This is a genomic window from Dactylosporangium sp. NPDC051485 (genome assembly GCF_040682015.1).
Classification (GTDB): Bacteria; Actinomycetota; Actinomycetes; order Mycobacteriales; family Micromonosporaceae; genus Dactylosporangium.
Map to the genome: position 1 here is coordinate 1 of NZ_JBFAZW010000032.1, position 21,031 is coordinate 21,031.

The window sequence follows — 21,031 nt, forward strand, 5'->3', positions numbered from 1 at the left end:
GTCCGCGTACACCTCGAACGCGAGCGGCGGACGCGCGAGGGACCACCGGCCGCCCCGCGCCCGCAGCGCGAGACCGGCCAGGCGCCGCCACACCAGGGGCCAGCGAGCCGCGTCGACCGACCGGGGCGGCGTGATCGCCACCCAGTACCCGCCGCCCGCCGCCCGCCGCCACAACGCCCGCAGCGTCAGCCGCACGCCGAACACGGCGAGGACCACGGCGAGGACGAGCAGCGGCGCCCACGGCAACCACAGCGCTCCGGCGGCGTGCCACCACGCCGCCAGGTGGGTCGGCACGTTCGTGAGCCACTGGCCGAGACTGTCCGGCCAATCGAGGGGGGAGCCCGCCCACAATGGCGGACCATCGGTGATGATCGTTCCTGCGATCGTCTCCATGACGTGCATGTGCCTCCTTGACACCACCGATCCGCCCACAGCGGGCGGGGATCGGCATTCGGATGAGAAGCCCGCGCCGCGCTTGGCGGTGCCGGGGCCCCCGGAGAGCGGGCACACCGGCAGCTCTGCCGGCTGTGCCCGAGGGGGCGACGCCGCACCCGGCGCGTTTCGCCCCTACATAGGGAATACAGATTGATCTTGCGAATTGGAGAACCGCAGGTCAGAGCGCCTGCGCGTGTGCCCGATTCGGGGCAAAAGCCGGTTTCGGGCGATACCTCCGAGTGAACGCCTAGCCCCGCGAACGGCGCCGATTCGCGCCTACCTCCTGCATGGGAAGCGGCCCCGACAGAACTTGCCGTCTCGCCGCAGAAAATCTTGAACAGGGCCGACTCGCTCGCCGGTCGCCCGGGAGGGCGGAGTGTTCACCTACTCCATGGGAAGGCGGCCGGACTGGAGTTGCCGTCTCAGGGCAAAGGATCTTGGGCGGCGCCGCGTAGGCTCGTGGTCAGGGTCGGCTCGACGCCGGGAGGTGTCCGGGCCGCCTGCGGTTGGGTGGAGCGGAGCGCGCGGGGGCGCGGGGGGCCGTTCGCGCGCAATAGCGTGGCTCCCCGCCCACATGTTCCGTACGCTTGTTCGATGTCCCGGCGGTGTCCGCAGCACGCCGGGAGACCCGCGCACCGGTCGACGCGGACCGGTGTCACCATCCGCCGCAAGGCGGTCCCGGCGTGTCCCGCAACAGCCAACCTGTGCCGTTGGGAGGACACGAGCCCGTGCGTACCCCGCGCCCGCCGTCGTCACCGCCGGACACGCCCAACCCCGGCGTGCCCGCGCGGAACACCACCCTGCCCGACACCCCGACCGAGCCGATCGCGTCGAAGCCCGACCTGTCGATGCTCGGCCAGATCGAACACGCCGCGATCACCCTGTTGACCGTCACCATCCCGTCCACCGTGCTCTACCCGCACCGGCCGATGACGCCCCTCGTCATGCTCGACTTCCGCGAGCCGCTGGTGCGCGGCAAACTGCCGCAGGAACGCAAGGACGCCGCGTGGCGGCACCTCGCCGGCCTGGCCCGCACCGAGCGCGGCGAATGGAACCTGTACGCGCTGGGCACCGCGCACCCGTTGCTGCGCAGCCAGGCCAACAAACTGCGGGACCCGCTCAGCGGCGCGGACAAGCGGGAACGGCACCTGGCCATCGCCCGGGAGTTCCTGTTCGCCCTGCACCGCCTGGACCTGTCCGGCGCGTACGTGTTCAACCGCCTCGTTGACGCCGCCTACACCCACGCGTCCGGACGCAAACGCCGGCCGCGGACGTGGATCGACCTGGACACCGCCGTCAACGGTCACGCCCCAGCCGCCGCCGGAGACCTGGCCGACAGCGTCCTGAACACCCTGGTCACGCCCCGCGAACTGCTGGAGGAGCTGATCACGAAGGTCAACGCGGCGCCGGGACGACAGCGGATCACCGACGTGCAGGCCGCGCTGCTCATCCGCACCTACCTCGACGGTGAGCGGCTGCGCGACGTCGCGGCGGCGTACGGGCTGAGCGAGCCCAGCGCCTCCAAACAGCGCCGCCGCGCGGCCAGCACGATCGCCCGGTTGATGGGCCGCCCCGACCTGGCCGAGCAGGCCCGCAACGCACGTAGTTGAACGCCGGGCGTTCGGCGTTCGGCGAGTCCGGCGGTGCCGGTTTAGGCGTCCGGCGGCAGGGTGCCCGCATCGATGGCGGCCTGCCGGTCGCCGAACGCTCTGAGGAGCCGCACGTGCAGCGTGGACAGCGCGTCGCGGGCCTCGGGGCTGTCGTCGTACACGGCCAGGCACTGCCCGTCCATGTCGTCCAGGCAGACCAGCACCGGCGCGGTGAACGGCTCGAACGGCACGACCAAGCTCCAGTCGTCCATGCTGTCCGCGATGCAGTGGATCACCAGCACCACGCCGCCCCGCCCGGCGAACCGCTGGTACTGCGCGCCCATCCCGATCAGCGATGGCGCCTGGTCAAACGCGATATGCGCGTCAATCGCCGAGGGCCACCGGACCCGGACCGCCGCCCCGGCCACGACATCACCCAGCGTGCCGGGCCGGTCGTCCGGGTTCGGGTGGGCCAGGACCCGGCCGAGGCGTTCGGCCAGCTTGCGGCGCCGCTGCTCCATCGCATGCCAGCGGTCGGGGTCAGGCACTGCCGGCCCCGCTCCGGATGCCGGCCGTCCGGCAACACCGCGCGTCACCCTCACAGCTTGACACCCATACCCCGGCCTGCGCGAGCCACGCGCGCGGGCATCGGGGCACGATCACGCAGCAGCGGTGACGGGCGGCGCCGACGCCACCGTGCCGGCCGCCCGGCGCGTGCTGCTGGCGGTGCGCCGTTCCGGTCACGCCGGTTCCGGAGTGAATCCGTGTGCGCGGTACTGCGCATGGTGGTGGCCGATCGAGGCGCGGACCTGTTCGAGCACGCCGTAATGGTGCGCGATGCTGACCGCAGCGCGCATTACGTCTTCCACCTCCTTGACCAGGTTGGCCAGATCGGGCGGTCCGTGCTTATCGTGTTTGACGCCCATCCCCTCGGCGTGGTTCACGGCGGCGGCGAGTTCCCCGGCCTCCTCGGCCAGGCGCGAGACCCGTTCGAACGGGCCGTTATGGGCCGGGAACCGCCGATCGAGGGCAGCGACCAGTTCGGCGAGCTGGGTGAACGTGTCTGCGGACCGGGATGGCTGAGCGGGCGTGGGGTGCATCGGTGTTGTCTCCTGGTGACGATCTCGGTGGCGGCGGCCAGCGGTTGCCGCAGGGTTGACGGTAGAGCGCGGCGGGCAGCCCGAGGCGGTGATGGACCTGGTGTGGCTCTGCTGGGGCGCGCGGGTGTCGACCGTGTACGGCCCCACCCGAACGGGCGTCGGGTGAGCGGGTCCGGGCGTCGGACGGTGATCGATCCGCGTAGGCTGCCCGGATGGCGACTCAGGGTGACGTCTCCGCGGGACGGCGGTCGAGCGTTTCGCAGCTCCGGGTGAGGTTTGACCGGTTGTTCGAGCAGGGCCAGGATGCCGTGCTGCGGGGCTCCCACTTTGTCGATGTGCCCCCGGTGCCGGGTGGGCGGTGGGGAATGTCGGCCGTGCTGGTGCCGGACGGGCCGGTTGCTGATCGACTGGCCGAGGTGACCGCCGAGCTGGTAGCGGTGAGCGGTTCCGGGCATTGGCCGACCGGTGTCCGTGATGCCGTGCATCTGACGGTCCGGGCGATCGAGGTGCATCGGCCGGGATTGTCCGGGACCGATCCGTTGGTGGCCCGCTGCGCGGGCGCGCTTGCTCGGGCGGCAGCGCAGTCCGCTGTGGTGCGGTTGCAGCTGGATGGGCTGACGTTGACGCCGTCTGGGGTGATGGTGTGCGCCTATCCGGTCGGGGCGGCTGCGGACGACTTCGCGGACCGGCTCGGCGTGGAGCTCGGCGCGGACGGCTGGTTTGAGAGGTCGTACCGGCGCGACATCTGGTACGCGACGCTGTTGCACTTCGCGGCCGGGGTGCCGGACCCGGCGGGCCTGGTGGCGTGGGTCGCGCAGCGGCGTTCGATGGACCTCGGAGTGGTCGAGCTGGACGGGGCGGAGTTGGTGACGTTCCGGTTCAACGGCCGGCAGCCGGTTCGGTCCGCGTTGGCGCAGGCACCGTTCGGTGGCGTCGCGATGCCGGTGACGGTCACCGGCGGACATGGTCGGCAGGTTGGCGGGTCTGGCGCCGGCATCGGGTGAGGCCGGCGGCCCAGCCTCACCCGATGCCGGGGTCCCGCTACGGGCGGCTGCCGAGCCCGTGAACGGTCCATCCGGCGGCGGTCCAGTGGGCACCGTCGATGACGCCGCGGGCGTCGAGGATCGCCGGTGTGGCGACGGTGGCGCTGAGCGCCTCGGGGTCGATCGCGGCGAACTCCGGCCAGCCGGTCGCGACGACGATGAGGTGTGCCCGGTTGGCGGCGGCGACGGCTGACGACGCGTAGGCCAGGTGTGGTGCGGCCCGGTATGCCTCGGTGAGGGCCTGCGGGTCGTAGACGGTGACCTGCGCTCCGGCGCGGTGGAGCTGTTCGGCGACGTCGAGGGCTGGGGAGTCGCGGACGTCGTCGATCCCGGCTTTGAACGCCGCGCCCCACACAGCGATGGCCCGTCCGGTCAGCGTGCCCCCGACCGCCTCGCGGGCCAGTTCGACGGCGCGGCGGCGCATGTGCTGGTTGATTGCGTCGACCGCGCGGAAAAGTGTCGCGGCCGGGGTGATGCCGCCGGTGTCGGCCTGGCGGGTGAAGGCGTGCAGATCCTTGGGCAGACAGCCGCCGCCGAACCCCAGTCCCGGAGCGAGGTAGTGCGGGCCGATGCGGACGTCGTGACCGATCGCGGCGGCGAGGTCGGTGACGTTGGCGCCCGCAGCGGTGCACATCTCGGCGACGGCGTTGACGAAGGAGATGCGGGTGGCGAGGTAGGCGTTGGCGGTGGCCTTGACCATCTCGGCGGTGATCCGGTCGGTGACCACGAGGGGGCAGCCGTGGCTGCGCACGATCGGCGCGTACACCTCGCGCAGCAGCCGTTCGGCATCGGTCGTGGTGGTGCCGATGACGATCCGGTCCGGGGTGAGGGTGTCGGCGACCGCGGTCCCCTCACGGAGAAACTCGGGGTTCCACGCCACGTCGATGCCGTCACCGGCGGGGGCGATGGCGCGGGCGAGGCGTTCCAGGCTTTCGGCGGTGCCGGGGGTGACGGTCGACTTGCCGACGATCAGGCACTGCTGTTCCAGGTAGGGGGCGAGTTGGTTGACCGCGCTGTGGAGCTGGTCGAGGTCGTAGGCGCCGTCCGAGCCGGAGGGCGTGCCCACGGCGAGGAAGTGGACCTGGCCGTGGGCAGCGGCGTGTTTGAAGTCGGTGGTGAACCGCAGCCGGCCGGTCTGCAGGTTGCGGGTGAGCAGTTCGTCGAGTTCCGGTTCGTGGAACCAGCTCCGGCCCTCGTTGAGGGTGTCGACCTTGGCCGGGTCGATGTCCACGCCGATGACGTCGTGGCCGATCTCGGCCATGCCGGCCGCGTGGGTCGCGCCCAGGTGACCGGCGCCGATAACAGTGATACGCAACGGAAAGTCCTCGCTGTCGGGTGCTGAATGCAGACTCGGTTCGTGGTGCGATGTGGGATACCTGGTGCACCTCCGGGCGCGTCGGCGATGGGTCGTGCAGCGGTCAGAGGGGGTAGACGGTCCAGCCCGCGCCGGTCCAGCGGGTCCGGCTCAGGCCGCCTCGCGCGTCGATGAGCACCGGCTGTGGCGCGGGTCGCAGGTCCGCCGGGTCGATCTCGGCGAACTGCGGCCACCCGGTGAGGTGCAGCAGCACCCGGGCCTGCTCCACGGCGGTCACCGGGTCGGTGGCGTAGGTCAGGTGCGGGCATTCGGCGCGGGCCAGGTCCATGGCCTGCGGGTCGTAGACGGTCACCGTGGCGCCGGCCTGGTGCAGGCGATTGGCGACGTCGAGGGCTGGGGAGTCGCGCACGTCGTCGATGCCGGGTTTGAACGCCGCGCCCCACACGGTGACCGGCTGACCGGCGGCGGCGACGAGCGCGTCCAGCGTTGCGGTCACGGCGCGCTGGCGGCGCTGCTGGTTGATCTCGTCGACCGCGGTGAGGAGCCGGAACGAGTCGCCGACGCCGAGGGACTGGGCCAGGGCGACGAAGCCGCGCAGATCTTTGCTCAGGCATGAGCCGCCGAAGCCGAGGCCGGGGGTGAGGTAGTCGGCGCCGATGCGCGGGTCGTGCCCGACTGCGGCGGCGAGGTCGGCGATGTTGGCGCCGGCCGCGCCGCAGAACGCGGCGAGGGCGTTGACGTAGGAGATGCGGGTGGCCAGGAACCCGTTCGCGGCCAGCTTGCACAGCTCCGCGGTCGGCCAGTCGGTGACCACGAGCGGCACCCCGGCCGCCAGGCACGGCGCCCACAGCTCCCGCAGCGTCGTCTCCGCCGAGCCGCCGGCCTGCACACCCAGCACGATCCGGGTCGGGCGGCGCACGTCGGCGATCGAGCAGCCTTCCCGCATGAAGTCCGGCGAGGCGGCGACCTCGATCGTGACGCCCGGTCCGGCGATCTCGGCCATCCGGGCGGCGACGCGGGCGCTGGTGCCCGCGGGCACCGACGACTTGACCACGACCAGGCTGTCCCGGTGCAGGTGCCGGGCGAGGGACTCGGCGGCGGCGAACAGGATGCTCAGGTCGTGGTGGTCGCTGTCGGCCGCCTGCGGGGTGGGCACGGCCAGGAAATGCACGTCGGCGTGGTCGGCGGCGTCGGCGTAGGAGTCGGTGAACGTCAACCGGCCCGAGTCCGCACCGTCGGTGATCGCCTCTGGCAGGCCCGGCTCCGCGAACGGCGCTTTCCCGGCTCGCAGGGCCGCGATCGTGTCCGGGTCGGTGTCCAGACCCAGGACGTGATGGCCGAGGCTGGCCATGCCAGCCGCGTACGGGACGCCGAGCCGGCCGCACCCGATGATGGTGATCTTCACGTGTCCTCCCCACGTCGAGCGATGATCAGAGCTGGTTGTACGGTGGCGACGAAGACGCCGGACGGCTCGGCCGCGCACAGCGCGGCGCGTAGGTCCTGGTCGAAGTCGTCGAAGTGCTCGCCGAACAGCGGCGGCGAGGAGTACGCCTGCGTGTACTGGTTGCCCAGCACCTGCGCCAGATCCAGCCGCAACAGCTGATCGGTGCGCATGACGGTGAGCTGGTTGAACGGCGAGGCCCGCAGGATGGTTTCGTGGTCGCCGCCCTGCGGCGGGTCGTACATCGCCTCCGGCCCGGCATGGCGAACCGCGCCTAGGTGGCGGCGCAGCACCTGATCGGCCACGGTGTACCACCACGGCTTCGCGGTGCTGGCCGCGAACGACATCACCAACGCGACGAACCCGCCAGGCACGACAAGCCGATCCAGGTCAGCCAGCACCCGCGCCCGGTCGAACCAGTGGAACGCGTCCCCGATCGTCACGCCCGCCACCGGGCCGACGCCGCTCAGCTCGTGCGCATCGCCGACCTGCCACCGCACCTTGCCCCGCGTCATCCGGCGGGCGGCAGCCGCGCGGGCCGCCTCGATCATCCTCGGGTTGACATCAACCGCGATCACGTCACGACCCCGATCCGCGAGGGGCAGCGCGATGCTGCCCGGCCCGCAGCCCAGATCCAGCACCGTCCCCGCCGGACGCTGCGCGGCGATCAGGTCCAGGAACACGTCCGGGTGGGCGGCGCGGAACCGCAGATACTGCGCTTCGGTACCGGCGAACAAGGCCGCCGGATTCACGTACGACATCAGCACCTCCAAGCCATGACGGGCGACTGGTCACGACGCAGCCGCGAGCACTGGCTCACCACGAGAAGCCGCCATCCGCCGTGAGCGGCGTCGTGTCCCGGTCGACCAGGAACGGTGGGCGGCTGGGCGACGGTGGCGCGTTGCCGACCGCGTTGTAGGTGATCAGCAGCATGGCGCGCCGGTCCGCGGACTCGTTGTTCGACGAGGCGTGCACGATGCTCGGGTGGAACGCGAAACACGTCCCGCGCCCACCGACCGCGACATATCGGCCCAGATCTTCAGCGAGCACCGCCACCCGCTCCTCAGCGACCATGTACTCCAGGTCCGCCGACACGTGCCGCCGCCAGTCCCGCCCGCCCGCCGACCGTGGCGCAGTGTCGATGTCGAGCAGACCTAGGCGGTGACTGCCCGGGATCACCGTCAGCGGGCCGTTGCCGGTGTGGACGTCGTCGAGGAACACCGCGATGTTGACTGCGTTCGGCGTCGGCATGCCGTCCTCGCGCAGCCAGAACGCGAAGTCCTGGTGCCACGGCCACGCCCGACCCTCGAACGGCTGCTTCAGGTTCACCTTGAACTGGTACACGTACACCGGCTCACCGACGAGGGTCTCGGCCAGCGCCACGAACGGCGGCAGCCGCGTCAACGCCGCGCACGCCGCGTCGAACCGGTGACAGCCGTGCAGCGCCCGCACCACCCGGCTACCGTCCTCGAACACCACCTCCGGCCGATCCTGCCCGCTGATGTGCGTCACGCTGCCGCACAACCGATCCACGACCGCTTCCGGCAACGGCTGCGGCAGCGCATACCAGCCGGCCCGCGTGTACGCGGCCCGAGCAGCCAGAAGATCACCGAACCCGTCTGGTCCCACCTTGTCCTCCTGTCACGTCGCTTTCACTCGTGCGATGACGCGCTGGACGCCCAACCGTCCGCCTGCGCCCCAGCTCCTTAAGACGCTCCCTCCGGTCTGTGCACGCTGAACGAGCCCACCGCTCCGACGACCGGCAAACACAGCAGCTCCCCGCCGATCACGGCGGCGCTCGCGTTCGACCACATCCACGCCGCCGGCAGCGCCACCGTCATCACCGCCGCCCCGCAACGCCGATGCCGCGCAGGTTCGTCGCAGGTGTCATGTCGCCTCACTCCGTTCGCAGTCGCGGCTCATCGCCGTAGGGGCAGCACCAGCGGCCGAGGTGAGCGGCTCGCCGCAGGAGGCGGAAGCCTGCGTGCCGCGGATGATGTAGAAACCGAGGTCGGTGTCTCGCTCGGCGCCGAGGACCGCCCGGAACCCGGCCCGAGTCGCTGCCGCCGGCCATCGATGGCGGCCAGCCTCCAGCTTCCATATGGCGTTCCTGTCCAACGTGGACGCGCGGCCGGTGCTTGCCTGTACTGCCGCGTTCACCGCGTCGGCCAGTTCCTGCCGCGACATCGGCTGACCCGGACGCGATTGGGACGACGTCGCCAGCCGAGCGAGCCGCAACAGGTCGTTTGGGGTAGTGGCGGGCGAGCCATCGTCACGCACAGCGTCAGCACCGTCGTCCGCTGCCGCCACATCAGCACCAACCGCTGAGGTGACCTCCAGCGGCGTCGTCGCGGCGGCGTCTGCCGACCGGGCGGCGCGTTCAGCGGTGAGCCGCAGCGCTTCAGCCGCGCCCCGCTCGGTCAGTTCCAAACGCCGAAGGCCGCGCGCCCCCTGGATCGCCTTCACACCCTGGACCAGCCTTGCCGCGCGCAACGCGTACAAGTCGGCCACCGGGTATGGACGCCGCGCGATCCACGCGTAGTTCTGCTTCACGTGCACGTTGTGCGGCTCGCTCATCGCCAACAACAGGTGCACCTGCGTGTCGGTCAGCCTCAGCATGCGACCGCCCCCGCCCGGCCGTCCGATCGGCGCGGCAGCCTCAGCGCCAGGACGAGGCTGGCCGTCCCAGCCTGCGCGGCCAGTCGCCGCGCAGCATCGCCGCGACGCTCGCCCACCGTGCTCACCGCTCATCACGACGTCGCCGCCGCCCCGCCAAGGAGTAGACTCGCGCCCCGCCCCCGCCGTCCGCCCCGCCCCCGCCGTCCGCCGCGCCGCCGACGACCGGCACGCCGTCAATCTCGGCGGCGATCGTCAGCCGCACCGACACCGGCCGAAGTTCGGGCACCGGCGGTTCCGGCACCGGGCCGAGCCGAGGAACCGGCAGCGGAGACGTCGACAGCGCGACGTCCGGTCCGGCAGCCAGGTGTTCGGCGTAGGCCAGCAACCGCACCAACACGCCGCCCGCATCCAGCGCAGCATCACACGCGCTGATCAGCTCCGCTGTCGCCGTGCGCTGCGCCCGCTCCACCTTGCGGAGCAGATCCGCGCCGATGAAGACCCGACCTGCCAACTCCGCCAGCGACAGCCCCCGCCGCTCGCGCCAGGAACGCAACTCCGCCCCGAGAAAGTGCCGGGGCGACGCGTGCGGGCTCAACGGAGCCGGTCGCGGCGGCACTACGACCACCCCGGAGCGGAGCGCCACGACCCGAGCCGATCGCCCGCCCACGAGTCACCAGCCGTGGTCAGCGACAGCCCACCTGCACCGGAGCCACGACCAGGGATCGGGGCGAGCCCGAGGCGTGCCCGTGCCGCATCCGGCATGTGCAGGCCACCTGCGATGCGGACGAACACGTCGTGCGCCATGACTTGCGTGCGACCGCGAACGATGTCGCTGACGTAACTCTGCGCCATGCCCGCCACGATGCCGATCCGGGTCTGACTGGCGCCGCTGTACTGGCGCACCAGCCGGAACAGCGTCCCCATGTCGCGGGCTGCGAGCGCGGCGCACACGTCGTCGCGGTCCCAGAACTCCGCCGGCAGGTGGATGGGATCGCGTGCGTCGGTCGGCATCAGCGCCGCCCCCGACGTTCCGCCAGCGAGTACACCCGCGCATCCGCCGCCGACTCAGTGCCCGCCGCCGTCTCCGGGACCGCGGGACCAGCCGCCACCACCAGCCGCAACGGCCGCCCACCGGCGCCCGTGTCGCCGCCGACCTCGATCGTCACCGTGGCGCCCGCCGACACCACCACCTGTACCGCCGGCCAGCCGTCACGGCCCTGCGCGGCGCCGACGTCCGGACCGGCATCCGGGCTCTCTGCCGCATCGCTGGCGTGCCCGCCATCGGCCGGCGCAGCGGCTGAGCGATCGCCGAGGATGCCGGTGTGCTGCTGTTCCTGCTCCTCGTAGCGGTCCGCGATGTCCCGCGCCGCGTCGGCAGCGGCCAACAGTGCCCCGCCCGCGCCGGTCGTCTCGTCGCACGCCTGCCAGAACGCTCGACGCGCGTGCTGACCGCACTCCACGTTCGCCACCGTCCCGCGCGCCCACCGCGCCCGCGCGGCCAACTCGTGCTGCGTCAACTTCGCCCGGCCCCGCCAGGCAGCCAGCGCCCGGCCCGCCGCCCGGCGCGCTTCGATCACGTCGTCCCACACCACCGGCGGCTCCTCGCCCACCAGCGCGGCGGAGGTCGCCGGAGCGAGCGGGCCGGGTTCCGAGTTGGTCGGGTCAGCGGCCGGGTCCGGCTTCTCGCCGATCAGCTCGAACCACAGCAAGTCGGCCGGGATGTGCAGTCGCCGGGCGACGAACATCAACCAGTCCAGACGCCGTTCCGTGCCGCCGTTCTCGATCCGGCTGATCTGCGCCTGCGTGACCTGGAGCCATTCGCCCAGCACCGATTGCGGCAACGGCACCCCATGCCATGGGTGCTGGCGGAAGGCCCGCATCGCCCGCCCCATGTGCCGCGCCTGTAGTGCTTCGGCTAGGGGTGGATGCGACCAGAACTCTGGCGGCACCTGCGGCGGCGCGGCGCACCGCTGCCACTGCGCCGCCTCACACCGGCCACACAGCGGGCCAGTCCGGTCCCGGGCAAGCCGCGTCCCGCACCGGCACAGCCGTACCGGCACGCTCGCCGCAGCAGACGACGCGGCCAGCCCCGGCGCCGTCGTTGATCGGTTCACAGTCCTGAACGCCTCTCATGTCCATCGGTCACGTTCCCGCCCCTGGTGTGGTGTCGGCGCGCTCCGCAGCGGCGCGCCGACACCACACCCGTTCACCGCCGCTTCGGCGGCAGCACCGCCGGAGGCAGCCCCATCAGGTCGACATAGATCGACCGACGCTCGACCGCATCACCGGCCGCGTTGAGTTGGTAGCCGTCCAGCCACGCCCAGCCCTCCCACGTGGTGGTCCAGTCGTGCGTCCGGATCACCCGGAAACAGAACCCGCGACCTGCGGAAAACTGCGGACTGGCAGCCGGCCCGACGTACACCACGTCACCCGGCCGAACCGTCGACTCAACCCGCCGCCGCGCCATCGCGACCGCCTCAGCTCGCCCGCAGCAGACCGGCCGTACCGACTTGCCGCGCGCCGACCAGCTCCGGCCGCGACGCCCCAGGCTTCCGCCGAGGCAACCGCAACGACGAACGGAACAACCGCGCCGCCCGTTCGTGCGCCTCACACGGCCCCGGCACACCACACGCCAGGCACACCCCGTCCGCGCACGACACCACATGACGGTCAAGCTCCGCCTGTGCGAGTTCGATCGAACCCACGCCCCGATAGGTGCTCATCGCTCCCTCTCGATCTTCAGGCAGCTGGGTGCACCGCCTCAACAGCGCCGCCCGCCCACAAGGCGGCGCACCCAGCCTGTTCACCCGCAGCCACGGCCCGTACGTCACGAAGCAGCGGGGGGTCAAAGGCCGTTCCGAAGCACCGAGACATCGATGGCCACGATGCTCACCGGAACGCTCCCCGTGGTTGGTAGCCTGACAATCACCCGGGGTGATGTGAACGACCAGACGACTCCAAACGCCTCCAAAGGCGGCGTTCGATCTTGCCGTTCTTCGAGTTATGGCCGCTCAGCGCTATGATGACCATCACGGTGTCGGGGTTGAATGAACGACGCCAAGGGTTGACATCGGACCGATAGCCCGCTGCACGTCCGCATGCGAGACAATTGCGTCGCCAACCGCCTCCAACTGGAGACAAACGATCTTTTCGGAGCCGCCGCGATGGTAGATACGTTCGGAGAGGCCCTGAGGGGACTTCGCATCGCAGCAGGATTCCGAAGCCTCGCTGCCTTTGCTGTCAAGGTGAACTACTCGAAGGGGTACCTAGGCAACATCGAGACCGGAGAAAGGCAGCCCACCGCCGATCTCGCCGAAGCGTGCGACCGCGCGCTTGGAACGGCCCCGCTGCTGTCGATGTTGCTCGAACAGCCAGGAGGCAACGACGTGAAACGCAGAGCCCTGTTGGGCAGCATTGGCATGGTGACCGGCGCAAGCGCGGTGATCGGGCCGTCAGCACTCGCCGACCTGGTGAGGCACGGCTTTCTAGATGCCGTGACCGGAGGCGAAGACTGGGACGCGGTAGTTGATGATGTCGGCCGCCGGTTCGTCGCTGATCCGTCGCCCGACTTCGGTGCTTCGCTGCTGGCGCAATTGTTGATTCTCCGCCAAAAAATCGCCGACAGCCCGCAGGATCGCGATCTTCATCGTGCAGCCGCTGGACTCGGGCAGTTCTATGGTCTATGGCTTGGCAACCAAGGCAAACTTCACACGGCGCACAACTGGTACCGCACCGCCGCCGTATTGGCTGACAGGGCCGGCGATCTTTCACTCCGGAGCTTCGTGCGTGGCCGCAGTCTCGCTCGGGGAATATACGAGGGATACAGCGTTAAGCAGACGCTTTCAGGCGTTGACGAGGTGCTGAGCCTCACCAGTACGCCAACGACGGGCGCGATGGAAGCGCACGCAGCTCGTGTCCACGTGTACGCGTTGACCGGGGATGTCCGCGAAGGGCGCAAAGCCATCGTCGATATGCGTACGGTGGTTGACGAGTTGCCGGACGAGGAACTGCAAACGCTCGCCGCACCCCACGCCCGAACGACGTTCCTTAACGCCTTCCTGGAGTGCCGAGTCGGGTCGCTGGCGGACGCAGAGGCAGCGTGCGAGGCGGCGTTTCCAGAACTCGCCGAATGGCCGCTCTGGCTCGCGGAGACGCGGGTCTATCTCGGCCGCGCAATGGTTGCAGCCGGAAATGTCGGTCCAGGCATTTCATACGCACTCAAGACCATGCAAACAATGAGGCACGACGTTCGGGTAATTGGCGTAGCGGTCCGCGACGTGGTGTCGGTCGTACCCGAAGGTTATCAGTCGAGCGAGTTGGACCACCTGCGCGCCTTTGCCGACCCGAAGCCCGGACCATGGGAAACGTTGCACTGATTCGGATGGAGACCGCGAATCGCCCTCGTCCGCTTCGTGTCTCGCGGATTGTGTGACCTCAAGGTTCGGGGTGCGATAAAGCTACGATTTCCTGCAGGCGAAAATCGCAGTTCCGGGAATGATGCGACCGCGTAGAGGACTCCATCCGCCCCATGATCGGTCGAACCCGTCGGGCCATTCCGGCTCAACCAGATCGAGGATCTGGAAATTTGATGCGGCTATGAGCCGCACGAGATCACCTATCGTTCGATGATGTTCGACGTAGGACGCCTCGCCGCGGTCGTCCTGCTCGACGTAGGCCCGCCGGTCAAAATACGAATGAACAGCCACCAGGCCGTTGTGGTCCGGCTGGTCAAGAAATGACCAACGGGCGGGATGGGTAACGGCGAAAACGAAACGGCCGCCGGGCCGGAGCACTCGGCCTACCTCACTAAGGAAAGCGGGAGCATCGGCCACGAACGCCATCGCCCCGCCGGCAGAGAAGGCAATGTCGAAGGCGCCGGAGGAAAATGGCAGGCGCTGTGCATCACCCTGAACAACCGGCAGGGAGTTGCCGGACTGGCGGTCGAGCCGCTGCGAATTCTGGAGCTGCCTCCATGAAAGATCCATCCCAACCGCGTTCGCGCCGCGTGATACAAGCCACCGGCCACATTGCCCACCGCCACAGCCGATTTCAACTATTTGTTTACCGGCGACGTCACCCAATAGCCGAGCGTCCTCCTCACGTAGACCCTCTGGCCCCCACAAGAAACTGACGTCGCCCAAGAAGTCTCGGTGTCGTTCCTGGTAGTCATCAGCATCGGTGTCCCACCAGCGGCGATTCGCCCGAGCAGTCTCCTCCGCGTCGGCCGCGCGCCATGTCACCGTCGCCGGGTCGGCGGGCGCAGGAACCGCACACCATGGACGGTCAGAGCCCGGCCCGCCATCATCCACCACCCGATCAGTCTCCCATCGCCACTCGCGCTGAAGCAGCGCGGGTGACGGCGGTTCCGCTCCCGATTGTTGATCATTAAGTGTCGCCGATTTGATCGTTGACGTCACTGCTCGACGCGTGGCCGGAATCCGCTGTCGGCGCTACGCCACGACCTCGGATAGTGGAACGGGCTCCTGCGGACGGTCCTGGACGGACGCGGGACCGATGGTCGTCACGCCTTCCTCCGCCTTGAGGATCTTGACGAGGAGGGACGCTCGTGCGTTGGACACGCCGTGCCCGTCGTCGCGCATGGCATCGGCGAGGTTGTCGCGCGACAGCGATCGGCCCGCAGCGGCAAGGTTGACGCGCGCCGCCCGTGCCGCCGGCACGAGGTGAGCCACCGTGCGGAGGTCGCGCGCCGCTGCCGCGCCGCCGAGGTTGCCGGTGCCGCTCGCCGCTGGCTGGCCCGCACCGGCCCCCGCGCCCGCTGGCGCGTCGGCGGGCCGGTCGGCGTGGCCGTTCGCGGACGGTGCGGGCGTGTTCGTCCGCTCGCCGGGGACGGTCCCGGACGGCGCGCTGTCGTCCCGTCCGGTCTGCCGGACCGTCCCTCGGACGTCCGGGACCATCGCGGCCGTCCGCTGATCGTCCCGGACCGCCGCCCGCTGATCATCTTTCTCATGATCGAACATGGCGAACAACAGTTTCACCGAGACGAGCATGGACAGCGCCGGCCACCCCGCCAGGGCCTTGCCGATCGGGTCCGCGCCGCCAACCGCCACGTTCGCGATGAGGCTCGCGGCGGTGCCGACGACGAGCGCGACCCACGGCACCCAACCGGTCGCCCGTCCAGCGCGGCGCTGCGCGACGAGGTACAGGCTGGCCACGATTTCCAGGCCGTCCACGCTGATCGGGAACGCGTACGACTTCCACCCGATCTGATCGTGGTGGGTGGCCAGGTCCCGCATGTGGGAGAACGAGATCGCGCCCGCGACGATGGCCAGAGCGGCGACGAACAACGCGGTGAGGAACACCAGGGTCTTGTCGGTTCGGGTGCTCATCGGGTCACCTCCGTGTCGGTCATCGCCGAGCCGACGAGGGCGGACAGCGCGGCGAGCAGCGGGGCGGCGTTGTCGACCGGCATGGACAGTTCGGTGTCGCCCTCGACGGTGATCCGCAGGTAGGTTGAACACCGCCACGGCGCGACAGCTTCGGTCAGGAACGCCACGGCGCGCGGCGGGATCGGCCACATGCCCGCCCGCAGGTTCAGCGGCAGGTCGGCCGACCGGTGCTCGCCACCGATGCCGGAGCGGTAGCCGCTGGCCTGCGTGGCGGGGTCGGCGGTGCAGCGGGTGTGGTCGCACCACGCGGGATGTGCCTGGTCAGGGGTGGTTTCGGTGGTTGTGAAAGTTCCTTGGCTTTTTACGTTCACTGACTACCGTGAAGAGCCAGTGTGCCCGGGGGCTGGCCACGCTTCGCCAGCTCGTGGGCGACGACCTGCAGAGGACGGTCTGAGATGGACTTCGACGACGAGCGGGCGGTCCGCCTGCTGACGCCGCTGCGGCAGGAGCCACGGCGGCCCTCCACCGTCGACGTGCGGCGGGCGGTGGTGCGCGGGGAGCGGCGGCGGGTGACGCTCCGGGTCGCCTCCGCGGCGGTGGTCGTGCTGGCCGTGCTGGTGGGCGGGTGGGCGGTCGCGGCGCCCGAGGCGGGGCCGAAGCCCGCGCCACGGCCGGCGGCGTCGGGCAGCCGGCCGTCGGGCAACGGGCCGTCATCGCCCGCGACGGGGTTGCAGTGCACCGCATCCGCGCTGGAGATGCCGGCGAATGCCATGGGCGAAGGCATGGTGACCGGGGCCGATCCCTCCGGGCGGTACAGCATCGGCGAGGGGACCGGCCTCGGCGCGGGGCAGACGCTGCTGTGGGACGACACGAAGTCCCGCGTCGTGGACGGGCCCAACGGGCTGGTCCTGGAGGGGGTCAACGCGCACGGCGTGGCGGTGGGCGCCACCGACGTCAAGAAGCATGTGCCCTGGGTGGTGCAGGACGGCGTCGCCCGCCTGCTGGCCCACCCGGACGGCGTCGACGCCCGGCCATACGCCATCAACGGCAAGGGGCAGATCGCCGGGTCGATCCACAACCAGCCGGTGCTCTGGCCCGGCCCCGACGCCGCACCGGTGCCGCTGCGGCTGCCCGGGCCGGGGTACAGCGGCGTCGCCCGCGGGATCGACGAGGACGGCACGGTGGTGGGCGAGCTGCTCAACGGCGATCGGTCGGCGGCCTACGCGTGGTCGCCCGACGGGACGCCGAAGATGCTGCCGGCACCGGTCCTCGACGGCCGGCCGGCCACGAACTACGGGGCCGACCAGGTGCGCAACGGCTGGGCGTCCGGGCGGGTCGGCCAGGCGTGGGCGGTGTGGAACCTGGTGACGGGCGAGGTGCGGGTCGTCACCGGCGGGATGCTCGCCATGGTGAACGGCGCCGGCTGGACGCTGGAATCGCCCACCGACACCGAAGCCTCCATCGACACCGGGGCCGGGCGGGTCGCCCTGCCGGCCGTGGGCGGGAAGGCCCCGTTCGCGATCCAGCCGGTCGCGCTCAGCGACGACGGGCACGTCGCCGTCGGCACGGCGATCACGGAGCAGAACGGTCGCCGGGCGCCGGTGCGATGGGTCTGCCGATGACCGCCCGGGCGCGGGCCACCTTCACGGCCGCCTTGAGGGTCTCGATGTCGTACGCCCCGTAGTGCCGGACGCCGTTGATGAAGAACGTGGGGGTACCGCCGACGCCACTGAGGTCGGCGGACTCCACGTCCTGGGCGATGCGCCCGGCGTGCGCGTGCCGGATGAGGTCCTTGTGGAACCGCTCGCGGTCCAGGCCGAGCCGCTCGGCGTAGCCGACCAGGTCCGCCGGCTTGAGCTCGTCCTGGTGGTCCAGCAGCAGGTCGTGCATCGGCCAGAAGGCGCCCTGGGCGGCCGCCGCCTCGGCCGCCTCCGCGGCCAGCTGGGCCTGCGGGTGGACGTCGGTGAGGGGCAGGTGGCGCCACACGTAGCGCAGGTCGGCGTCGGCCAGCAGCTCGCGCACGGCGGGCTCGGCCTGGCCGCAGTAGGGGCACTGGAAGTCGCCGTACTCCACGATGGTCACGGAAGCCTCCGCCGCCCCGCGCACGTGGTCCACGCTCACGTCCACGGCGGGGATGAGGTCCACGAGGGCCTCGGCCTCGCCCAGCAGGGCCCGCAGCCGGCGGTGCTTGGGCAGCATGGCGGTCACCCGGAAGACCACCCAGGTCAGCGCCGAGGCGAGCACCGCGGCGGCGAGCACGCCCACCTTGGCCTCGGCCAGCGCGTCGCCGGTGAAGGCGAGGCTGGCGATCAGCAGCGAGACCGTGAAGCCGATGCCGGCGATGGTGCCGGAGCCCAGCACCGCGGCCCACCCGACGCCGGGGCGGACCCGGCTGCCGGAGAGCCGGGTGACCAGCCAGGAGGTGCCGGCCACGGCGACCGGCTTGCCGAGCACGTAGCCGGCCAGCACGCCGAGGGTGACCGGGGACGTGAACGCCCGGGCCAGGAACGCGCCGTCGATCGGGATGCCGGCGTTGGCCAGGCCGAAGAGCGGGACGATGACGTAGCTGCTCCAGGGGTGGTACATCCGCTGGAGACGGTCGTTGGGGGACAGCGTGCGGGTGAGGCCCAGCGACGCCGAGCGGGCCAGCTCCGCGGTGGGCTGCTCGCGGAAGAGCTTGAACAGGCCGCTCGCCGCCTCCAGCGCGGTGCGGGCGGGGGTGTACGCGGTCGCGGTTAACCCGATGGCGAGGCCGGACACGACCGGATCGACGCCGCTTCGCAGCATGCAGTACCACAGCAGGACGCACACCGGGGCGTAGAGCGCGCCGCTTCGCACCCCGAGCGCGCGCAGGCCGAGCAGCAGGCCGAACACCACGATCGCCGCGAGCAGCGGCATGACCTCGACGCGCTCGGAGTAGACCGCGGCGATGACGACCAGCGCCACCAGGTCGTCGACCACGAACACGGTCAGCAGGAAGGCCCGCACCTGCTCAGGCACGTCACGCCCGACGAGCGCGAGCAGGCCCAGCGCCAGCGCGGTGTCGGTGGACATGGCCACGCCCCAGCCGTGCGCGCCCGCGCCGCCCCGGTTGACCGCGAGATAGATCGCCACCGGCACGAGCATGCCGGCCACCCCGGCGGCCATCGGCAGCACGAACCGGCGCCGGTCGCGCAGGTCGCCCAGATCGAGCTCGCGGCGCGCCTCCAGGCCGACGACCAGGAAGAACAGCGTCATGAGGCCGCTGTTGACCCAGGTGCGCAGGTCGGTCGCCAGCGACCAGCCGCCGACGTGCAGGCCGAACTCGGTCGCCCACAGCCGCTCGTAGCCGGCCTCGTCCACGTTGGCCCAGACCAGCGCCGCCGCGATCGCGGCGACCAGGACACCGGCGCTCCCGGACTCGGTGCGCATGAACGCCCGCAGGGGCGCGGTGACGTCCCCCCGCCAGGCGGTCGTCCGCGGTTCGATCACAGGGGGCAAGCCTATTACGCTCGGCCGGTGGGGATCACCGTACTCATCGCCGACGACCAGGACATGGTCCGCGACGGGCTGCGCCGGATCCTCGGTGCGGCGCCGGACATCGAGGTGGTCGGGGAGGCCGCCGACGGGGTCGAGGCGCTGGAGCGGATCCGCGCGCTGCGGCCCGACGTGGCCCTCGTCGACATCCGGATGCCGCGCATGGACGGGCTCACCCTCACCCGCGAGCTGGCCGGCGGCCCCACCCGGGTGGTGGTCGTGACGACGTTCGACCTGGACGAGTACGTCTACACGGCGCTGCGCAACGGCGCGGCCGGCTTCCTGCTCAAGCGCTCCGGCCCGGCCCTGCTGACCGAGGCGGTGCGGGCCGCCGTGTCAGGCGAGAGCCTGATCAGCCCGGCGATCACCGTCAAGCTGCTGCGCCACCTCTCCAGCCCCCGCCCGGAGTCCCCCGAGCCGCTCACCGAGCGCGAGCTGGAGATCGCCGGGCACGTGGCGGCCGGCCGCACCAACGCCGAGATCGGCGCGGAGCTGTTCATCTCGGCCGGCACGGTGAAGACCCACATGGCCGCCGTGCAGCGCAAGCTCGGCGTGCGCAACCGGGTCGGCATCGCGGTCTGGGCCTGGAACCACGGGGTCGCGGCGCCGTGATCCCGTGGTGGTCGCTGCTCGCCCTGGCGGCGGCGCTTTCCGTGGCCGCCGCGATCAGGCCCCGCCCGGCCGCCCTGCCCCTCGCCGCGGCGCTCGGCTCGCTGGCCGTCACCGCCGCCTACCGCGGGGCGCCGCAGCCGCCGGGGCTGTGGTTCCCGTTCGAGTTCTTTCCCTTGCTGGTACTGCAGGTCCGCCTGCTGCGCCGCGCCCCCGCCCGGACGGCCGCCGTCGCCGGCGCGCTGGTCGGGCTGGCCACCAGCGCCCTGCCGCTGCGGATCACCCTGCACGTCCCCCACAACCGGCTCAACGCCTCGATCCTGCTCGTCGCGGTGGCCTTCTGCGGTGCGGTCGCGGCGGCCGGGACGGGGTTGCTCATCCGGGCGGCCGATGCGCGGCGGGCGCGGGCGCTGGAGGCGGCGCGCCGTTCGCAGCGGCTGGAGCTGGCGCGGGACCTGCACGACCTGGTGGCACACGAGGTGACCGGGATCGTGGTGGAGGCGCAGGCGGCGCAGATCGCCCCCGACCCTCGCTCGTACGAGCGGATCGAGGCGGCGGGGCAGCGGGCGCTCGCGGCCATGGACGACATGGTCGCGGCGCTGCGCTCCCCGGACGCTCGGGCCTACGGCCTGGCGGACATTCCCCTGGCCGTCGCCCGCTACGGCCCCAAGGCTTCGCTGTCCATCGACCCCGGCTCCGACCTGTCCCCCGCGGCCGGATCCGTCGCCTACTCCGTGGTGATCGAGGCTCTGACGAACGTGCGGCGGCACGCGGCTCCTTCCGCGGAGGTTGTCGTTCGCCTGACTGCGCGCGGCGTCTTGACGGTCGAGAGCGACATGTCCGACGTCACCCCGCAGCAGCGACCCGGCGGGACCGGCCTGGTCTCGCTGGCCGAGCGGGTGCAGGCCGTCGGGGGCACGTTGCGCGCCGGGCCCGCCAACGGGCGGTGGAAGGTGACCGCCGATCTCTCCCATTCGGCAGATGTGCGCCGCGGCGGGGTCGAACAGCCTTGAGGGC

At 71.3% G+C, this 21,031-nt stretch carries 21 protein-coding genes and 1 pseudogene; 6 read left to right on the plus strand and 16 right to left on the minus strand.

Annotation, left to right across the window (positions count from 1 at the left end; all coding sequences use genetic code 11):
- Positions 1–402 (minus strand): annotated as a pseudogene (locus AB0M46_RS19740) (hypothetical protein); the annotation flags it as partial.
- Positions 403–1,163: 761 nt separating this feature from the next.
- Between AB0M46_RS19740 and AB0M46_RS19745 the strand changes: the two are divergent.
- Positions 1,164–2,045 carry a hypothetical protein gene (locus AB0M46_RS19745; RefSeq protein ID WP_363337866.1) on the plus strand — a complete coding sequence of 294 codons (882 nt, stop codon included), beginning with the start codon at positions 1,164–1,166 and terminating at the stop codon, positions 2,043–2,045.
- Between the two features lie 41 nt (positions 2,046–2,086).
- On the opposite strand, the gene AB0M46_RS19750 is transcribed toward AB0M46_RS19745, so the two are convergent.
- Positions 2,087–2,572, minus strand: coding sequence for a hypothetical protein (locus AB0M46_RS19750; protein ID WP_363337868.1), 486 nt, complete (start codon positions 2,570–2,572; stop codon positions 2,087–2,089).
- 192 nt (positions 2,573–2,764) lie between these two features.
- Positions 2,765–3,124 carry a hypothetical protein gene (locus tag AB0M46_RS19755; protein ID WP_363337870.1) on the minus strand — a complete coding sequence of 120 codons (360 nt, stop codon included), beginning with the start codon at positions 3,122–3,124 and terminating at the stop codon, positions 2,765–2,767.
- A 284-nt stretch (positions 3,125–3,408) separates the two neighbouring features.
- On the opposite strand from AB0M46_RS19755, the gene AB0M46_RS19760 reads away from it, so the two are divergent.
- The gene (locus tag AB0M46_RS19760; RefSeq protein ID WP_363337872.1) at positions 3,409–4,128 is read left to right on the plus strand and encodes a hypothetical protein; all 720 of its coding nucleotides are present in this window, start codon (positions 3,409–3,411) and stop codon (positions 4,126–4,128) included.
- A gap of 37 nt (positions 4,129–4,165) precedes the next feature.
- Here the strand turns inward: AB0M46_RS19760 and AB0M46_RS19765 are convergent, their stop codons facing one another.
- The 9 genes from AB0M46_RS19765 to AB0M46_RS19805 all read right to left on the minus strand — a co-directional run bounded on the left by AB0M46_RS19765 (position 4,166) and on the right by AB0M46_RS19805 (position 12,009).
- Positions 4,166–5,482, minus strand: coding sequence for a UDP-glucose/GDP-mannose dehydrogenase family protein (locus AB0M46_RS19765; protein WP_363337874.1), 1,317 nt, complete (start codon positions 5,480–5,482; stop codon positions 4,166–4,168).
- A gap of 103 nt (positions 5,483–5,585) precedes the next feature.
- Positions 5,586–6,887 carry a UDP-glucose/GDP-mannose dehydrogenase family protein gene (locus AB0M46_RS19770; RefSeq protein WP_363337876.1) on the minus strand — a complete coding sequence of 434 codons (1,302 nt, stop codon included), beginning with the start codon at positions 6,885–6,887 and terminating at the stop codon, positions 5,586–5,588.
- A complete protein-coding gene (locus AB0M46_RS19775) occupies positions 6,884–7,684 on the minus strand; it encodes a methyltransferase domain-containing protein (protein ID WP_363337878.1) in 801 nt (266 codons plus the stop codon). The genes AB0M46_RS19770 and AB0M46_RS19775 overlap by 4 nt, the downstream gene beginning before the upstream one ends.
- A 55-nt stretch (positions 7,685–7,739) precedes the next feature.
- Positions 7,740–8,552 (minus strand): phytanoyl-CoA dioxygenase family protein, encoded by an 813-nt coding sequence (locus tag AB0M46_RS19780; protein WP_363337879.1) that lies wholly within the window; start codon positions 8,550–8,552, stop codon positions 7,740–7,742.
- Positions 8,553–8,810: 258 nt separating this feature from the next.
- Positions 8,811–9,542 carry a hypothetical protein gene (locus AB0M46_RS19785; protein WP_363337881.1) on the minus strand — a complete coding sequence of 244 codons (732 nt, stop codon included), beginning with the start codon at positions 9,540–9,542 and terminating at the stop codon, positions 8,811–8,813.
- Positions 9,543–9,663: 121 nt separating this feature from the next.
- Positions 9,664–10,095, minus strand: coding sequence for a helix-turn-helix transcriptional regulator (locus AB0M46_RS19790; RefSeq protein WP_363337882.1), 432 nt, complete (start codon positions 10,093–10,095; stop codon positions 9,664–9,666).
- Positions 10,096–10,157: 62 nt separating this feature from the next.
- Positions 10,158–10,553, minus strand: a complete 396-nt coding sequence (locus AB0M46_RS19795; protein ID WP_363337883.1) for a helix-turn-helix domain-containing protein — start codon at positions 10,551–10,553, stop codon at positions 10,158–10,160.
- The gene (locus tag AB0M46_RS19800; RefSeq protein ID WP_363337885.1) at positions 10,553–11,422 is read right to left on the minus strand and encodes a helix-turn-helix transcriptional regulator; all 870 of its coding nucleotides are present in this window, start codon (positions 11,420–11,422) and stop codon (positions 10,553–10,555) included. Before AB0M46_RS19800 ends, AB0M46_RS19795 begins: the two co-directional genes overlap by 1 nt.
- A 326-nt stretch (positions 11,423–11,748) precedes the next feature.
- Positions 11,749–12,009: a hypothetical protein gene (locus tag AB0M46_RS19805; RefSeq protein ID WP_363337886.1), complete on the minus strand. Its 261-nt coding sequence runs from the start codon at positions 12,007–12,009 to the stop codon at positions 11,749–11,751.
- Between the two features lie 697 nt (positions 12,010–12,706).
- Here AB0M46_RS19805 and AB0M46_RS19810 point away from each other — a divergent pair.
- Positions 12,707–13,918: a helix-turn-helix transcriptional regulator gene (locus tag AB0M46_RS19810; RefSeq protein WP_363337888.1), complete on the plus strand. Its 1,212-nt coding sequence runs from the start codon at positions 12,707–12,709 to the stop codon at positions 13,916–13,918.
- A gap of 81 nt (positions 13,919–13,999) precedes the next feature.
- Here AB0M46_RS19810 and AB0M46_RS19815 read toward each other — a convergent pair whose 3' ends face one another.
- Genes AB0M46_RS19815 through AB0M46_RS19825 form a run of 3 tightly spaced genes read right to left on the minus strand, consistent with a single transcriptional unit; the run spans position 14,000 to position 16,260 of the window.
- Positions 14,000–14,959, minus strand: coding sequence for a class I SAM-dependent methyltransferase (locus AB0M46_RS19815; protein WP_363337889.1), 960 nt, complete (start codon positions 14,957–14,959; stop codon positions 14,000–14,002).
- A gap of 33 nt (positions 14,960–14,992) precedes the next feature.
- Positions 14,993–15,889, minus strand: a complete 897-nt coding sequence (locus AB0M46_RS19820) for a DUF2637 domain-containing protein (protein WP_363337891.1) — start codon at positions 15,887–15,889, stop codon at positions 14,993–14,995.
- The gene (locus AB0M46_RS19825; protein ID WP_363337892.1) at positions 15,886–16,260 is read right to left on the minus strand and encodes a hypothetical protein; all 375 of its coding nucleotides are present in this window, start codon (positions 16,258–16,260) and stop codon (positions 15,886–15,888) included. Before AB0M46_RS19825 ends, AB0M46_RS19820 begins: the two co-directional genes overlap by 4 nt.
- Before the next feature lie 84 nt (positions 16,261–16,344).
- On the opposite strand from AB0M46_RS19825, the gene AB0M46_RS19830 reads away from it, so the two are divergent.
- Positions 16,345–17,511, plus strand: a complete 1,167-nt coding sequence (locus AB0M46_RS19830) for a hypothetical protein (protein WP_363337894.1) — start codon at positions 16,345–16,347, stop codon at positions 17,509–17,511.
- Here AB0M46_RS19830 and nhaA read toward each other — a convergent pair.
- Positions 17,462–19,300 carry a Na+/H+ antiporter NhaA gene (gene nhaA, locus AB0M46_RS19835; RefSeq protein ID WP_363338018.1) on the minus strand — a complete coding sequence of 613 codons (1,839 nt, stop codon included), beginning with the start codon at positions 19,298–19,300 and terminating at the stop codon, positions 17,462–17,464. The genes AB0M46_RS19830 and nhaA overlap by 50 nt on opposite strands.
- Before the next feature lie 87 nt (positions 19,301–19,387).
- On the opposite strand from nhaA, the gene AB0M46_RS19840 reads away from it, so the two are divergent.
- Both AB0M46_RS19840 and AB0M46_RS19845 read left to right on the plus strand, forming a co-directional pair.
- Positions 19,388–20,017 carry a response regulator transcription factor gene (locus tag AB0M46_RS19840; RefSeq protein WP_363337895.1) on the plus strand — a complete coding sequence of 210 codons (630 nt, stop codon included), beginning with the start codon at positions 19,388–19,390 and terminating at the stop codon, positions 20,015–20,017.
- Positions 20,014–21,027 carry a histidine kinase gene (locus AB0M46_RS19845; protein WP_363337897.1) on the plus strand — a complete coding sequence of 338 codons (1,014 nt, stop codon included), beginning with the start codon at positions 20,014–20,016 and terminating at the stop codon, positions 21,025–21,027. The genes AB0M46_RS19840 and AB0M46_RS19845 overlap by 4 nt, the downstream gene beginning before the upstream one ends.
- Positions 21,028–21,031: the final 4 nt, after the last annotated feature.

Coding starts and splice junctions, on each gene's coding strand:
- AB0M46_RS19795 (WP_363337883.1), bottom strand. CDS start 10,553: ATGCCGACCGACGCACGCGATCCCATCCACCTGCCGGCGGAGTTCTGG.
- AB0M46_RS19830 (WP_363337894.1), top strand. CDS start 16,345: ATGGACTTCGACGACGAGCGGGCGGTCCGCCTGCTGACGCCGCTGCGG.
- AB0M46_RS19755 (WP_363337870.1), bottom strand. CDS start 3,124: ATGCACCCCACGCCCGCTCAGCCATCCCGGTCCGCAGACACGTTCACC.
- AB0M46_RS19785 (WP_363337881.1), bottom strand. CDS start 9,542: ATGCTGAGGCTGACCGACACGCAGGTGCACCTGTTGTTGGCGATGAGC.
- nhaA (WP_363338018.1), bottom strand. CDS start 19,300: ATGCGCACCGAGTCCGGGAGCGCCGGTGTCCTGGTCGCCGCGATCGCG.
- AB0M46_RS19805 (WP_363337886.1), bottom strand. CDS start 12,009: ATGGCGCGGCGGCGGGTTGAGTCGACGGTTCGGCCGGGTGACGTGGTG.
- AB0M46_RS19775 (WP_363337878.1), bottom strand. CDS start 7,684: ATGTCGTACGTGAATCCGGCGGCCTTGTTCGCCGGTACCGAAGCGCAG.
- AB0M46_RS19800 (WP_363337885.1), bottom strand. CDS start 11,422: ATGCGGGCCTTCCGCCAGCACCCATGGCATGGGGTGCCGTTGCCGCAA.
- AB0M46_RS19810 (WP_363337888.1), top strand. CDS start 12,707: ATGGTAGATACGTTCGGAGAGGCCCTGAGGGGACTTCGCATCGCAGCA.
- AB0M46_RS19820 (WP_363337891.1), bottom strand. CDS start 15,889: ATGAGCACCCGAACCGACAAGACCCTGGTGTTCCTCACCGCGTTGTTC.